Below are 16,973 nucleotides of genomic sequence, written 5' to 3'. Positions count from 1 at the left end.
TGTGCACTTAGTGTTTATCTTGCTTTGAAAAAATAACGGTTTGATTATCAATTAACCCTAATAATATTGTTATTTCATCGTGTTAAGTAGTATATTTGCCGAATAATTAAAACTCTCTGGTTAATCTTACATTATTTTACAACGACTATACAAGCATTATTGGACTCAGATTACAACAAAGTTTTAATTCATTCTAAAAGCACATGAAAAAAAAGTACCAGTCTTTATCACAAATCACGAGTATTTATGGTAGTTGGTTAAAAAAAGTTGCATTCATTTTCTTGGCGTTGCTAACGTCTTGGCAGGTACAAGCACAAACAGAAGTTTGTGACGACGGTATCGACAATGATGGAGATAATTTTATTGACTATTACGATCCAGATTGTTCTTGTAACAATAGTAATTATTTTGGTTGGTGTACTCCTGCTTGTCTTTATACAGAAGGTTTTAGTGCCTTTTCGATGGAGCAGCAATGGGCTACCTCCACCACTGTTCCGACCTACAATACACCTATTGTAGCAGATTTGGACGGCGATGGACTTCCTGAAGTAATTATGATGGATATGACAGGCTATGTAGCGGCAGATCCACGTAGAACGTCTGGTATTCAGATATTTAATGGAAGCACGGGGACGCTGAAGACCTCGTTTGCCACTGTGTCTATGGCGTGGGTATCTCCGCATCCTATTGTAGTAGCAGATGTAGATGACGACGGAAAAGGGGAAATAATTGTGGCGGCGATAGACAATGGTCCTAATTCGGCATTGGTACGTGGTCGTTTGGTTTGTTATGAAGAAACATCCCCCAATACTTGGGTGCAAAAATGGATGTCTGATAGCCAGTTTGGCGTGCATGCTTCTGTAAAATTTGGTTCAGCTTTGGGCGTTGCTGATTTTAATAGTGATGGTATTCCTGAAGTATATGTATATGATGAGATTTTTAATGCACGCACAGGCGTAAAGTTGGCCACCCCGACGGTAGCCCCTTATTCTACTGCTTTGATGGGTAATTTTGCTTGGGGGGCGATGGCTTCGCCTACGGCTGCGGATCTGACGGCAGATGCAGGGATAGAATTGGCGTGTGGTAATGTAGTCTATAATGTGAATATAACTAATACTGCGGGAACGGCTGGCAATACCATGACGGCTGTGCGTTTGCCTGACGCTACTTGCAAAGATGGCTTTACAGCCACTGCCGACATGGATGGAGATAATCAGTTGGATGTGGTAGTAGTTACAGGAGCTACGGGTGGTTCTGACAAATCGGTTTATGTCTGGAATCCACGTACATTAACCGTTATTGCATCTACGACAGATAACCGTTCCAGCCAAGCAGGTATTCCTTTTATCGGGGATATGGATAATGATAAAAAACCTGAAATTGGGCTTACGCGTTCCTTAAAAGTGCTAGCTTATGAATTTAATAATACTGCTACATTATCTAAAAAATGGGAATTAGCTACTACCGATGGCTCTGGTTTTACGGGCATTACGATGTTCGATTTTAATCAAGACGGCGTTTATGAAATGGTGTATCGCGACGAAAGCACGCTTCGTATCTTGGATGGTAGTGGTAGTTCGGCGGTTACTAAAGTATCTATTGCGTGTGGGTCGGGGACAGGTGCGGAAATGCCCGTAGTGGCCGACTTGGACGGCGACGGTGCAGCAGAGATTTGTGTAACCTGCCAGACCATAGACATTAGTCGCGGTACATTGCGTTCTTTCCAGTCCGACAAACGCCCTTGGGCTCCTGCGCGTAGGGTTTGGAATCAGTACAATTATAATGTAGTCAATATCAACGATAATTTGAGTGTTCCCAAAACGCAACAAAACCATGCAATTGCTTTTTCAGCAGGTTTGCCGCTGAATAATGCGCTGGTACAAGCTACGCTTTTCGATAAAGACGGAACACAAATTTATCCTGCGGCAGATGCAACCGTCAAAATTATTAGTGGGGTGGTAAGTGGAATTGGTACGACTCTTACTATTAATTTCCGTATAACGAACAATAGCGTGGCAGCCATCAACTTGGCGGCAGGAACGGTCATTTCGTTTTTTAATAATAGCCCTTCTTCGGGTGGTACGCTCTTGGGTACTTATACTACTACTGCGCCGCTTGTTCCTGGTGCATACATTAATGCTTTAAAAACACTGACTTACCCAGGTGGTGCTATTAATTTGTATGCTGTAATCAATACAGATGGAGCCGTTACGCCGATTACCATTGACAATTACAATCAGGCAGAGTGTGACTATACCAATAACATGGATAATTTGTTGGTGGGCGATTATGACAATGACGGTATTGCTGATAATTTGGACATCGACGATGACAATGACGGTATATTGGATACAGTGGAAGGCTTGGGCACGAATCCAAGTGCTGATGACGACTCAGACGGTATCCCGAATTGTTATGATAACATTACAGCCAGTACAGATATTAATAACGATGGTTTGAACGATAGTTTTGACCAAGATCTGGACGGAGTCCCGAATCATTACGACCTCGACTCGGACAATGATGGTATCAATGATTTGCGCGAAAGCGGCCTTACTGCTACCCAAATATTCACCTTGGATACTGATAACAATGGTATTTTGGACGGAATTTTTGGAGTAAATGGTTATGATAATGGCGCAGAAACTGCCGTAGATAATGGCACGCCTATTTATACGGTGGCCAATTCCGACGGACTTACTCGCCCCGATTTTTTGGATTTAGATTCGGATAATGATGGGATTAATGATATTCGTGAAAGTGGAAACATTGCCCTTGATGCCAACAATGATGGAGTGGTAGATGGTGGTGATGCTGATGCAGACGGTATTTTGGATGGTGCTGATGGCAATGATGTTTCTTTTGGAGACCAAAACGATACTTTACCCATCGATACGGACAATGACGGCGTAGTCAATTACAAAGATTTGGATTCGGACAACGACGGCATCAATGACGTACGCGAAGGTTCTATTACAGATTTGGATACCAATGACGATGGCCGCATTACTTCTGCCGATACCAATGGCGGAGATACGGACAACGACGGTATTCCCAATTCAGCGGACGGCAACCCTACGGCTTTCGGGGACTTGAATGAAAGCGTACCGAATACGGACAACGACAATGTGCCTGATTATTTGGATTTAGATTCGGATAATGATGGCATCAATGATGTGCGTGAAAACGGTTTTGCAAGCCTTGATGCCAATAACAATGGTTTGGTGGATGGCACAGACGCGGATGGCGATGGTATTTTGAGTAGTGCTGATGGTTTTGTGGGGCTTGGCGATACGGCTGACCCTGATTTGGTGAACACGGACGGCGCAGATAACCCGAATTTCCGCGATTTGGATTCGGATAATGACAGCGAAAACGACATTAAAGAGGCTGGTTTGTTGGCCACTGACACAAATGAAGACGGTATTGTCAATGGCACTGATGCGGACAACGACGGTATTTTGTCGGCAGTAGATGGCTCGGCGGCTTGGGCTGATGCTTCTGACCCTGCGCCTATAGATACAGATGGTGATGTAATTCCTGATTATTTGGATTTAGATTCGGATAATGATGGTATTTTTGATATTGTAGAAATTGGCAATGGTGTTTATGATGCTAATGCGGATGGCAAGATGGATAATACCATTGATAATGATAAAGATGGTATCGTTGGGGCAGCTGACGGAAACGCGGCGGGCTATGGTGATTTGTCGGATAATGATATGGACGGTGTGGCCAATATCTTGGATTACGATGCCGACAACGACGGTATTCCGAATTTGATAGAAGGCAATGGCGTGAACCCAAGTGCAGACTTGAACGGTGATGGTATTGTTAATTATGCCGACCCAACTTACCCAGGCTTTACGGATACTAATGGCGATGGTGTACACGACCCATTTGATAAAGATTTGGACGGTATTCCGAACCACCTTGATTTGGATTCCGATAATGACGGTATCGCCGACGTAATCGAAGCGGGTGGGATTGATGCCAACGGCGATGGTGTAGTAGATTTTGCGGAAGCAAACTCAGACGTTGCCGATGCCAATAATAATGGGGTCATTGATAATATTCAGGCTACCAATCCGAATACCTCTAAAATGACGGCAGGTACTGCGGCGGGTGGTTTTTATACTAATACCAATGCTGCTCTGGATACAGACGGTGATGGTGTGGCCGACTTCCTCGACCTCGATGCGGACAATGATGGTATTTTTGATGTAATTGAAGCAAAAGGAACAGATGCCAATGGTGATGGTCGTCAGGACTATGCGGGGACATTTGTAGCCAATGATGCAAACCAAAACGGTTGGCTGTCGTCTAAAGATGGTGGTGCGGGTGGCGTTTCGCCTGTTACTTCCAGTGGTACGTTGGGCAGTGCGCCAAGTACATATTTGGGAGCTAATGCAGATGCGGATTATGTACCAAACTTCCGCGATTTAGATTCGGATAATGACGGTATCAATGATGTACGCGAAGCTAATCTTTCGGATTCAGATGGAAACGGTGTGATTGGTTCGGGGGCTGTGCCTACGGTAAATACCAATGGTGTGGTAACGGGTGCTACGGCCTCTCCTCGAAATACAGATGGTGATTTGGTTGCCGATTATTTGGATTTGGATTCGGATAATGACGGTATCAATGATGTGCGCGAACGTACAACAAGTGCTACTTCATTCTCTGATACGAACAGCGACGGTACTTTGGATGGTGCAGATACAGACAATGACGGTATTCGTGATACAGAAGATACATTTGTAGGTTTCGGCGATAGTGCAGACCCTACACTTCCTGATACTGATTTGGATGGCTTCCCGAACTTCCGCGATTTGGATTCGGACAATGACGGGATCAATGATTTGAGAGAAAATATTATTGCTGATAATATCCTTAATTCGCTGGATACCAACGAAGACGGTATGATTGATAACAATGATACAGACGGCGATGGTATTCAAAATGGCGCAGATGGAAATATCAATGCCTTTGGTGATTTGGCTGATGCTTCTTTGAGAAATAGAGATTCCGATGCAGTTCCTAATTATTTGGATTTGGATTCGGACAATGACGGTATCAATGATATTATTGAAGGTGGCTATGCTGCGCAAGACGACAACCACGATGGTTTGGTAGATGGTGCAGACGTGGACGGCGACGGTATCCGCGATGTGGTGGACGGCAACGACTCAGTTTATGGCGATTTGGCCGATGCACTACAACGTAATACGGATAAGGATAGCGCACCTGATTTTGTGGATCTAGATTCGGACAATGACGGTATCAATGACGTAGATGAGGCCAATCTTACAGACGCTAACCGCAACGGTATGGTTGATGGCTCAGATACGGACGGTGATGGTATTTTGTCTTCTGCTGATGCTTTCGTAGGTTTTGGAGATAACTCAGACCCTATCGCTACGGACACGGATGGTGATAATATTCCTGATTATCGCGATTTGGATTCGGACAACGACAGTGTAAACGACGTGATAGAAGGCGGAAACGCCGCCGCCGACCCTGATGGTGATGGCATTGCCAATGGTTCGGATTCTGATGGCGATGGTATTCGTTCGTCGGTGGACAATAGTAGTCTTGCGGTGGGCGAATCGTCCAACCCTTTGCCAACGGATACAGATAGTGATGGCGTACCTGATTACCGCGATTTGGATTCTAATAATGATGGAGTTAAAGATATTGTCAGTGCTGGAAATGGCTCTTTAGACCCTAACAATGATGGTAGAATTGATAATCTCACAGACGGCGATGGCGACGGGTTGGTTGGTGCTTCGGACGGAAATACGGCTTCGTTTGGCGACAAATCCGACAACGATGGCGACGGTATTGATAATACCACAGACCTTGATTCGGACAATGATGGTATCACCGACATTATCGAAGGAAAAGGTACTGACCCAAGTGCGGATGCCGACGGAGATGGCTTGCCTAACTATATTGATCCTTCATTTGCTGGCTTTACGGATATTAACTTGGACGGTATCAATGATAACTTTGACCAAGACCGCGACGGTGTGCCAAACTTCTTAGATCTTGATTCGGACAACGACGGTATTGCCGACGTAATCGAAGCGGGTGGTATTGATGCCAATGGCGACGGTATTTTGGATTATGCGGAAGCCAGTGCGGACGCTGCTGATGCCGATAACAATGGTATTATTGATAATATTCAGGCCACAAGTACAAGCACAACCAAACTTACTGCGGGTACTGCTGCTGGTGGTTTCTATGCTACGGCCAATGCGGCCTTAGATACGGATGGCGATGCCATTCCTGATTATTTGGATTTAGATTCGGATAATGATGGTATTACGGATGTGGCTGAAGCCGCTGGCATTGATGCCAATAATGATGGTATTTTGGATTATGTAGGTTATTTCTCGGCCAATGATGCCAATAGCAATGGTTGGATGGATACAAAAGATGGCCTGATTGGAGGTACTTCACCTGTAAAATCTTCGGGTACGATTGGTTCGATGCCTTCCGCTTATACTGGCTCTACTTCTAACAGAGGGGCAAATAACGATGGGGACAATACACCAAACTTCCGCGATTTGGATTCGGATAATGACGGTATCAATGATGTACGTGAAGCAGGCAATGCCGACGGTGATAATGATGGCCGTATTGGAACAGGAACGCCTGCCATAGATGCTAACGGAAAAGTGGCTGCGGCTACTTCTAACCCGCGTGCAACTGATTTTGATGCAGTAGCCGACTATTTAGACCTTGATTCGGATGATGATGGTATCAATGATATTCGCGAAAATGGGCTGATTAGTTTGGATGCTGACAACAATGGTTTGGTAGATGGCTCTACTGATACTGATGGCGATGGTATTTTGAATGGTGCAGATGCTAAAGCTGGTTTTGGCGACGCTTCAGACCCCGTTTTGAAAGATACTGATGGCGATGGTGTAGCTAATTTCCGCGATTTGGATTCCGATAATGACGGAATTAATGATGTGCGTGAAAATGGAAATATCTCGCTTGATACCAATAATGATGGCATTGTTGACGGTACTGATACCGATGGTGATGGCATTCGAAATGGCGTAGATGGGGCAACTTCTGCATTTGGTGATAGTACTGACCCCGCTTTGAGGGATAGAGACTCAGATGGTGTTGCCAACTATATAGATCTAGATTCGGATAATGACGGCATCAATGATGTAAGAGAAGTATTTTCTACTAACAATGATAGCAATGGCGACGGAACTGTAGATGGTTCGGACTCTGATGGCGACGGTATTTTGGATAATATAGATGATAATGACCTTGCTTTCGGCGATAAAAATGATCCAGCTCTCCACAATACAGATGGTGACGGATCTGCTGATTATTGGGATTTGGATTCGGATAATGACGGTATCAATGATGTTCGTGAGGCTTTAAACCAATCTTTTGACACCAATAATGATGGGATGATAGACGGTACAGACACGGACGGTGATGGTATTTTGGCGGGCGTAGATTCTAAATCTGGATTTGGTGAAACTACTGATGCTATCCCGACAGATACGGACAGCGATGGCTTGGCGGATTATCGGGATTTGGATTCGGATAATGATAGTCTCAACGACATAGAGGAAGCTGGATATGCTTCGGCTGATGCCAATGGCGATGCTATTGTTGATGGTGTTGATACAGATAACGACGGTATTCGCAATTTAGTAGATGGCAACAATTCCAGTATTGGTGATGCCGCAGATCCAGCACCAACCGACACGGACGGTGATGGTATCCCGAATTACCGCGACCTAGATTCGGACGGTGATGGCATGAGAGATATCGTAGAAGCTGGCAATACGATTTTTGATGCGAATGGCGATGGAAAAATGGATAACACTTCTGACAGCGATGGCGATGGCATCGTGGGTGCTGCGGACGGAAATCCTGCGGGTTATGGCGATAGCAATGACTCCGACGATGATGGTATCGGTAACATTGCAGATTACGACGACGATAACGACGGTATTCCTGACCTCATAGAAGGCAACGGTACAGATCCAAGTGCTGATGCTGATGCTGATGGTTTGCCAAATTATGCGGATGCTTCTTTTGCTGGATATGTGGATACTAACGGCGATGGTGTAAATGATAATTTTGATAAAGACCTAGACGGTGTACCAAACCAGTTAGACCTTGATTCGGATAATGACGGTGTTCCTGACGTTGTAGAAGCTGGTGGCGTAGATGCCAATGGCGATGGTGTAATCGACTATTCGGCTTTAGATCCAGATGCTGCCGATGCCGACAATAACGGTATTATTGATAATATTCAGGCTAATGTTGCTACCGCTTCTAAACTTACCGCAGGTGTTCCTGCTGGTGGTTTTTATAAGCCAACTAATAGTGCTTTAGATACGGATGGCGATGGTATTGCGGATTTCCTTGATCTTGACTCTGACAACGACGGTATTTTTGATGTGGCCGAAGCCTTCGGGATAGATGCTGATAACAATGGCCGATTCGATTTTACTGGCACATTTGCCAGCAATGACATCAACAATAATGGTTGGCTCAATACTGTAGATGGTTCTTCGGGCGGGACGGCATTGGTACGTTCTACGGGTACGGTTGGTAGTGTACCAACGGCGTATGTAGGCGGCAATGTAGATGGAGATATTACGCCAAACTTCCGTGATTTGGATTCAGACAACGATGGTATCACAGATGTACGCGAAGCTGGCCTAACAGATTCGGACAATAACGGTATTGTGGGGTCGGGTGCAATTCCTGCCATCAATGTAAATGGCGTGGTGGCTTTGGCTACGTCTGCTCCGAGCAATACAGATGGAGACACAAGACCAAATTATGTGGATTTGGATTCGGACAACGACGGTATTACAGATGTACGTGAAGGTGGTTTCACAGCCAACGATGCCAATAATGATGGTATATTAGATGGTGTTGATTCTGATGGCGATGGCTTGCGCAATGCTGCTGACGGCTTAAGTGGTTTTGGCGATAGTGCAGACCCTGCCCAGCCTGATACAGACGGCGATTCAACGCCTGATTTCCGCGATTTGGATTCGGACAATGACGGTATCAATGACATAAGGGAAGGCGGAAATACTGCCGCCGATGCCGATAACAATGGCATTGCTGATGGCGTAGATGCGGATAATGATGGCTTGCGTAGCTCTGTGGACGGAAACGAAGCGGCTTTCGGTGATAGCGGAGATCCTGCTATTGTAGATACAGATTCGGACGGTGCGCCAAACTACAAAGATCTAGACTCCGATAACGACGGCATCAATGATGTAAAAGAGGCTTCACTTACTGATATTGATACAAACAGTGACGGTATTGTAGATGGTTCGGACGCTGACGGCGATGGTATCCTTGACGATGCTGACGGCAATAGCTCGGCGTTCGGAGATTTGAGTGATGCGACGGTGTTGAATAGCGACGGCGATGCCGTTCCAAACTATTTAGACCTTGACTCGGACAATGACGGTATCAATGATGTACGCGAAAACAACAATGCGGCTTTTGATACAAACAATGACGGCATGGTAGATGGCGCGGACACAGATCAAGACGGTATTATTAACGCCACAGACGGAAATGCTGCTGGCTTTGGCGATGTGGCTAGTAATGTGTTGGATACAGATAACGATGGTGTGCCTGATTATCGCGATTTAGATTCCGACAACGACGGTATTACAGACGTAAAAGAAACTTCTCTCACGGCACTGGATACCGACAACGATGGCCGCCTCACAGGTACTGATACCGACAATGATGGTATCGTAAACGCTGCCGATGGTAATACAAGTGCTTACGGTGATAATGGGGATACTGCGCCATTCGATACTGATGGCGATGGGGTGCTGGATTTCCATTCGCCAGATGCAGACGGTGATGCCGCGTTGGATAGGGTAGAAGGTTTTGACGATAATGAAAACGGCGATGCTTACGACGACCTCAAAGCAAGAGTTTACGACTTTGAAGCAAATCATGGCTTCCCGAATATGTACCCAAGCTCTGACAGCGATTTGGATGGCACACCTGACTGGCTCGACGATGCAGACGGCGACGGCATACCAAACTATTTGGATGTTGATAGCTCTATTTATCACGATACCGATGGTGATGGACTCATTGATTTGTTTGATGTAACTAGCGGTGGTATTGCTTACGGTGCTGTGGCTGGCGAGCCAGACAATGACGGCGACGGAAATATTAACATTCGCGATAACTCAGACATCGTGATTTTGCCGCTGAACTTCCTGTCTTTCTATGCGATCAAAAAAGACAAATTTGCGTTCTTGGAATGGAAAACCACCAACGAACAAAATGTAAGTCATTTTGAAATAGAAAAAAGTTATAACGGTCGCGATTTCTTGTACATGGGACGTGTGAAGGCCAAAGGCAAGACCTTAAGTAGCATCAATACTTACGATTGGCAAGACCCGCAAGCCCTCGAAGGAGTGGTTTACTACCGCATCAAAGAAGTAGATTTTGATGGCAAGCAAGAGTATTCGCATACTGCCGTGTTGAGCGATAAAGCTGCCGAGAAATTCAGCATTTATCCAAACGTAGCCACTACCGACAAGGTTTATGTTTCGTTTAGCTCGGAGGCTGTCGAAAAAGTGCAAGTGGTGATTATCGACGTAAATGGCGTGCCAGTATTTAAGACTTCTTACGAGAAAGAAAAAGGCTTAAGTACCTTACCAATTACACTAGATACCTTGCCTTCGGGTACTTACTTTGTCAATTTGGTTGCTGATGGCCAACGCTATACACGCCAATTGGTGGTAGTGCGCCAATAATTAGCATTTGAATAAACTTTATACAATAAAAGCTACTCTTTTTGGGGTAGCTTTTATTTTTATCTCAAAACCCTTGAACCTGTTACGTCCCACTTGTATTTTATCACAAATTACCTTGTATATTTGTTCGCAGTTAGGCCAATAAAAAAGCAATGTTTTGAAGATAATTTCTGTAAATATTCTTCGCTAATAGCACATTTCTTTATCTTTTTGCACAAACACTTATCAAGAACACATTTATCATTTTTAACCATTTAGGTACTTAATATGCAAAACAAAAGTTTCAATTTTGTAGCCATTCAATACGGAATTATGGTAGGCTTGGCCTATACTGTTGCCTTGTTTATGCTCTATTTGATGGGCGTGGAAGTCTTTTTAGGCTTTGCCCGCGCGGGAGTTTATGCGTTAGTTTGGGCAGCTATTATTTATTTTACGGTTCAACTGCGAAAAAACAATGACAATACTTTTACTTTTGGAGAAGCTTTGTTAGTGCTAATGGTAATGTATGTGTCTGCTGAAGTGGTTTGGCATATTGGCAACTACGTGATATTCAATTTTGTAGATCCCGAATTATCGCAAACCGTTAAAGATGTTTCCATCGAAAAAACACGCGCCATGATGGAGAAATTCGGAACACCAGAAGGCGAAATTGATAAAGCAATGGAGCGCGTAGAAAAAGAAGATTATGCTTTTACGATATTCAAACTCGGACAAAGTTTAGGTATTTATATGGTGATAGGTTTGGTAATGGCTTCTATTGCCGCTTTGGTGATTAAGAAAGCTCCCCAAAACAGCCCTTTCGATTTAGATAAAAAATAATTAACCTTAATAAACGTTGTCCTTCCCAAAAAGGCCGACGTTTTTAGTTTTACAATGAATCCTTATACAATTGATATTTCGGTAGTTGTACCGCTTTTCAACGAGGAAGAATCCTTGCCAGAACTTTGCCAATGGATTGACCGCGTAATGAAAGCCAACAACTTTTCTTATGAAGTTTTGCTGGTTAATGACGGCAGCCGCGACAATTCGTGGCAGGTAATTGGGCAAATTGCCGCCCAAAATCCTAACGTTAAAGGCATTAGTTTTACGCGCAATTATGGCAAGTCGGCAGCCCTGAACACGGGTTTTCGTCATTGCCTCGGCGAGGTCGTGATTACGATGGATGCCGACTTGCAAGACAGCCCCGACGAGATTCCCGAACTCTACGACCTTATCAAAAGGCAAGGCTATCACATGATTTCGGGCTGGAAGAAAAAACGCTACGACCCACTTTCCAAAACCATCCCGACCAAATTATTCAATGGTGTAACCAGTTGGGCATCAGGCATAAAACTTCATGATTTTAACTGCGGCCTCAAAGCTTACCAGTCCAAAGTCGTGAAAAGTATCGAGGTGTACGGCGAAATGCACCGCTACATTCCTGTCATTGCCAAATGGAACGGTTTTGAGAAAATAGGGGAGAAGGTAGTAGAGCACCGCGCGCGCAAATACGGTGTTACCAAATTCGGATTGGAACGCTTCGTGTACGGTTTCTTGGACTTGATGTCCATTATGTTCGTCTCCAAATTCCGCCGCCGCCCGATGCACTTCTTCGGAACGTGGGGGTCGCTTTCGTTTTTTGTCGGCTTTCTCATTTCCTTTTACCTGATTGCCGAAAAAATGTATTACATCTACGGACAAGGAATGTCGGCGCGTCAGTTGCGCAACATCACCGACCAACCACTGTTTTTCTTGGCTCTGGTGGCCATCATTTTGGGCATGCAACTGTTCTTGGCGGGCTTTTTGGGCGAAATGATTTCTTTGGCGGGCGCACGTCGCAACGAATATTTGATTTCGGATGCCGTTGGGGTCGAAATCAAGAATTAAAGCCCCAAAAATACCTTCACAATAACCGAAAGTATCGGAGATATTTTATCCTAAAAAATAAATATTTCCGATACTTTTTTTGTGTTAAAAAACTACTGACCAATGAATAAATCCACTGACTTACTTATTCAAATTGCTTTTTGGATATTTTATACCATTTTATTATTAATTGTAGTCGCCGCAGCTACCAATGGCTTCGCCGAAAACTATAATTTGCGGTATATTTTTAAAGTGGGAATGGCTTTTGTGTTTTTGCCGTCGGTCAGCGGGTTTTATTTATTCTATGTCGTTTTATTTCCCAAATACATCAAGACAAAAAAGGTTAAACAATCGCTTACGGGTGCGCTCATTACCGCGTTGTTTTTGGGACTTTTAAGCGTGCTTTTCGTTGTGCTTTTGTTTGGCTACAAGATGTTGTTTAATCAGCAGTCTGACCAATTTTTTTTCAAAATTATTTCCATGATGGCCATTGCGTTGGCCACTGGCCTGATGGGGGTTGCCATAAAAGGCTTCGTAACATGGTACGACGAAATGCGCATTAAAGAAGCACTCACTTTAAAAAATCATCAAATCGAGCTGGCTTTGGTAAAGTCGCAGTTAGACCCACATTTTTTGTTTAATACGATTAACAATATTGATGTACTTATCCTAAAAGATGCCCAAATTGCTTCAGTTTATTTGAATAAACTTTCTGATATCCTGCGTTTTATGCTTTACGAAACCAAGCAAGAAACCATTCCGTTGAGCAGAGAAATAGAATATATCCAGCAATACATAGCCTTACAAAAAATCCGAACGTCTAACACCAATTTTGTAACATTTTCCGTCATCGGCGACACAAACAATCACACCATTGCGCCAATGGCCTTGATTACTTTTGTAGAAAACGCCTTCAAACACTCTACCAACAAAAAAGAACCTGATGCCATCGTTATGACAATTCGCACCGAAGAAAAAAACATTTATTTTGAGTGTAAAAATAAATTTAATCCCGACAAAAAAACAGAAAAAGAATACAATGGTTTAGGTCAAAATCTAATTCAAAAACGATTAGAATTTATTTATAAACACAGGCACAAACTCGAAATAAAAAACAAGAATAATATTTATACGGTAAAACTATTAATTACGCATGATTAAATACACCTGTATTATTATTGAAGACGAACCTTTGGCAATGGAACGCACTAAAATGTTTGTCGAAAAAACGCCTTTTTTACAACTTCTCGCCTGTTTTGAAAACGCACTGGAAGGCGTGGCTTTTCTCAAAGCGAATAAAGTAGAAGTCTTGTTTTTGGATATAAACATGGACGAAATTTCAGGCATCGAATTACTGGAAACCTTCCGAATAGAGGCGCAAGTAATTATCACGACCGCTTACCCCAACTACGCACTCAAGGGCTACGAACTCAACGTAACCGATTATCTACTAAAGCCTTTTACTTTTGAACGTTTCTTGCAGTCGGTTAATAAGATTCAGGACAAAAAGCCCGCAACATTAGCCGCCGCGCCACAATTTCTATTTATAAAAACCGAAAACCGACTCGAAAAAGTTAATATCGACGACATTTTATTCATTGAAGGAATGCGCGACTATCGCCGTATCCATACCACCACCAAAAAGATAATGACTTTGCAAAACTTTTCGGAGTTCGAACAACTCATTCCCGCCAACCAAATTTGTCGCGTACATAAGTCTTACATGTTGGCTATCAGTAAAATAGATTCGGTGGAGCGTGGTCGCATTCGCATCGCCGACCAACTCATTCCCATTTCCGAAACTTACCGCGACGCATTTTTTCAACGTATCGGCGGCTAAGGATTTCGCAGCCGCAAACGCCATTTTTGCAGACAAATACACGGCGTTGGCATAACGGAATTTCTGTTTAGGATACTTCGGCGCACCTTTGCAATGTGGTTTTTAGCACATTCCCCACACCCCGCAAAGATGAAAAAACGCCATTTGCTTTCACTAATAGGCACAGCCTTACTCATATTGATTTTTTGGGCTAACACACTGGCTTGCAGTATGTACAAAGTAACGCTTGGCCGCCAAACAATGGTCGGGTGCAATGAAGATGCTTGGCGCACTACGCCACATATTTGGTTCGAGACGGCCAAAACCCCGCAAACTTATGGCGCAGCTTTTACGGGTTCGCGCTACGATGGCCACAATGGTTACGCGCCGCAGTCGGGCATGAACGAAAAAGGCTTGGTGTTTTCGCGTCTTGCTTCCTACACGCCACCAGAAGCGAGAGTTTCTTTTCGGGACAAAAAGCCCATCAACAACCCCACGCAATATCTCAAAGACATCTTGCACCATTGCCAAACCGTCGAGGAAGCCAAAGCGTACATCAGTCAGTATGATTACAGTTTTTTTCTGGACGATGTTTTTATTTATGTAGATACTTCTGGCAAATATCTACTGGTCGAATCTTTTGCCCTGACCATCGGCCACGATTCCAAATACGTGTTAGCAAATTTCTGTCCCAGCATCACACCCGACGACCGCAAAAAAGAGTTTAAACGCTATGCCAACGGAGCGTCATTTCTGGCCAATAAAATAGATACGACGCTGGCGTTTTGCAGGGCAGTATCGGACACAATGCACGTTTGTCGCCCCAAAATTGGAGACGGAACATTGCTTACTTCTATCTGGAATACCAAAGCCAAAACAGTGAATCTGTATTTTTATCATCAATACAACCAAACGGCGGCATTCGATTTGAAACAAGAATTAGCCAAAGGCAATCATATCATTGCGGTTGCGCCATTGTTTGCCCCAAATCCCGAATTTGAAAAATTGGCTACTTACAAAACGCCCAAAAATAATTTATCCCTCATGCTTTTTCTGATTGCTTGCGGTGGTTTGTTTTTGTTTACTGCTTTCTTCTTCGGTTTGCATTATGCTAAATATCGTGGTTTGAAATTACAATTATTATTAGTGCCATTAGGTCTGATTTTATTTGGATATATGGTAGTGCTTTGTACAAATCCTAATTTATTTTATTTCAAAGCTCCATATAAAGACTTTTATAATCAATGGGTTACGGCATCATCTTACATTCCTTTTGCTTTGTTGGGTTTGCTTATTCCCTTGAGCTTGGCAAGCGTTAGAACTTGGAAAAATAACGAATGGGGCATTTTTGCCCGAATGCTACTGACTACCAATGTAATTATATATTGTGTGTTAGTCGTGTTGTTTGGATACTGGGAACTGTATAGTTTTTGGAGTTAGTGAAGAAGAGCGTCAGAACCTGCCAAACGTGGCGGGTTTTGGCGTTTCTGTACATGCGCACAGTCTTGTGTATTTTAATAATGACAATATTTATCAAGTTGTCTTTTTTAACATAGAGACGCATTGAAATGCGTCTATTAAATCAAACCTTTTTGTATTAATAAATGTCGTCTATCACGCAAAACAACCGTTGCTATACATATATCAATACACAGTTGCAAAAACAAACTATTTTATTTTAGTTTCGGGCAATTGCAGTAGGCAATTACACTTCTAAAATTAAAATAAAACAAACAAATTTATGTTATATCCAATAATTGTATTTGCGTTAGTAGTCCTTATATCGGGCATTAGAGTAGCGCAAGAGTATCAACGCGCCATTGTTTTCAGGCTTGGCCGCTTTAATGCCATCAAAGGGCCGGGTTTGTATTGGATTATCCCCATCATTGAGCGGCAGCAAGTCGTGGATATTCGTACCAAGACCGTTGATTTAGAACAACAAGAAACCATTACTAAAGATAGCGTTACCATCAAAGTAAATGCGGTGTTATGGTTCAAAATCATCAACCCCGAAGGCGCAATTTTGAAGGTAGTGGACTATAATAAAGCCGTGTATCAGTTTTCTGTCTCCGCGCTGCGCAATATTATCGGCCAACATACTTTAGATGAGGTCTTACGCGAGCGGGAGCAAATCAACGCGACACTACAAAAAATCGTGGATCAAACCACAGAGCCGTGGGGTGTCAAAATCGAAATGGTAGAAATGAAAGACGTAGAAATTCCTGAAGGAATGCAACGCGCCATGGCCAGAGAAGCCGAAGCCATTCGCGAAAAACGCGCCAGAATGGTAAAAGCGGAAGCCGAGTTGGACGCATCTATCAAGCTCACGCAAGGCGCGAAAGAGATGGAAGGCAGCCCGATTGCCCTCGAACTCCGACGTATGCAAATGCTTTCCGAAATTGGCATCGACAACAATACAACAACCATCGTATTAGTTCCATCCGACTTCAGCAATGCCGCCAGAAGCTTCACGGAGCTGGTAGCGAAGAAGAATAATGATGTATAAATGA

Annotated in this window: 7 protein-coding genes; all 7 read left to right on the top strand. The window is 43.6% G+C overall.

Going from position 1 to position 16,973, the window contains the following annotated elements; genetic code table 11:
- Nucleotides 1-203 precede the first annotated feature (203 nt).
- Nucleotides 204-10,799, top strand: a complete 10,596-nt coding sequence (locus tag BM090_RS02980; protein WP_091507064.1) for a T9SS type A sorting domain-containing protein — start codon at nt 204-206, stop codon at nt 10,797-10,799.
- Nucleotides 10,800-11,066: 267 nt separating this feature from the next.
- Nucleotides 11,067-11,618 carry a DUF4199 domain-containing protein gene (locus BM090_RS02975; protein WP_091507061.1) on the top strand — a complete coding sequence of 184 codons (552 nt, stop codon included), beginning with the start codon at nt 11,067-11,069 and terminating at the stop codon, nt 11,616-11,618.
- Between the two features lie 54 nt (nt 11,619-11,672).
- Complete coding sequence (locus BM090_RS02970; protein ID WP_091507059.1) at nt 11,673-12,665, top strand: glycosyltransferase family 2 protein; 993 nt, start codon at nt 11,673-11,675, stop codon at nt 12,663-12,665.
- A 102-nt stretch (nt 12,666-12,767) separates the two neighbouring features.
- A complete protein-coding gene (locus BM090_RS02965; protein WP_091507055.1) occupies nt 12,768-13,805 on the top strand; it encodes a sensor histidine kinase in 1,038 nt (345 codons plus the stop codon).
- Nucleotides 13,798-14,484 (top strand): LytR/AlgR family response regulator transcription factor, encoded by a 687-nt coding sequence (locus tag BM090_RS02960; RefSeq protein WP_091507052.1) that lies wholly within the window; start codon nt 13,798-13,800, stop codon nt 14,482-14,484. The genes BM090_RS02965 and BM090_RS02960 overlap by 8 nt, the downstream gene beginning before the upstream one ends.
- A 129-nt stretch (nt 14,485-14,613) precedes the next feature.
- On the top strand, nt 14,614-15,903 hold the full coding sequence (locus tag BM090_RS02955; RefSeq protein WP_091507048.1) for a hypothetical protein: 1,290 nt from the start codon (nt 14,614-14,616) through the stop codon (nt 15,901-15,903).
- 301 nt (nt 15,904-16,204) lie between these two features.
- Nucleotides 16,205-16,969 carry a slipin family protein gene (locus tag BM090_RS02950; RefSeq protein ID WP_091507045.1) on the top strand — a complete coding sequence of 255 codons (765 nt, stop codon included), beginning with the start codon at nt 16,205-16,207 and terminating at the stop codon, nt 16,967-16,969.
- The last annotated feature ends 4 nt before the right edge of the window (nt 16,970-16,973 follow it).

Origin of the sequence: Flexibacter flexilis DSM 6793 (genome assembly GCF_900112255.1) — a bacterium.
GTDB classification, from domain to species: Bacteria; Bacteroidota; Bacteroidia; order Cytophagales; family Flexibacteraceae; genus Flexibacter; species Flexibacter flexilis.
The sequence above is the reverse complement of the archived record's forward strand: the minus strand, read 5'-3'. Positions and strand labels throughout refer to the sequence as shown.

Coding starts and splice junctions, on each gene's coding strand:
- BM090_RS02980 (WP_091507064.1), top strand. CDS start 204: ATGAAAAAAAAGTACCAGTCTTTATCACAAATCACGAGTATTTATGGT.
- BM090_RS02975 (WP_091507061.1), top strand. CDS start 11,067: ATGCAAAACAAAAGTTTCAATTTTGTAGCCATTCAATACGGAATTATG.
- BM090_RS02970 (WP_091507059.1), top strand. CDS start 11,673: ATGAATCCTTATACAATTGATATTTCGGTAGTTGTACCGCTTTTCAAC.
- BM090_RS02965 (WP_091507055.1), top strand. CDS start 12,768: ATGAATAAATCCACTGACTTACTTATTCAAATTGCTTTTTGGATATTT.
- BM090_RS02960 (WP_091507052.1), top strand. CDS start 13,798: ATGATTAAATACACCTGTATTATTATTGAAGACGAACCTTTGGCAATG.
- BM090_RS02955 (WP_091507048.1), top strand. CDS start 14,614: ATGAAAAAACGCCATTTGCTTTCACTAATAGGCACAGCCTTACTCATA.
- BM090_RS02950 (WP_091507045.1), top strand. CDS start 16,205: ATGTTATATCCAATAATTGTATTTGCGTTAGTAGTCCTTATATCGGGC.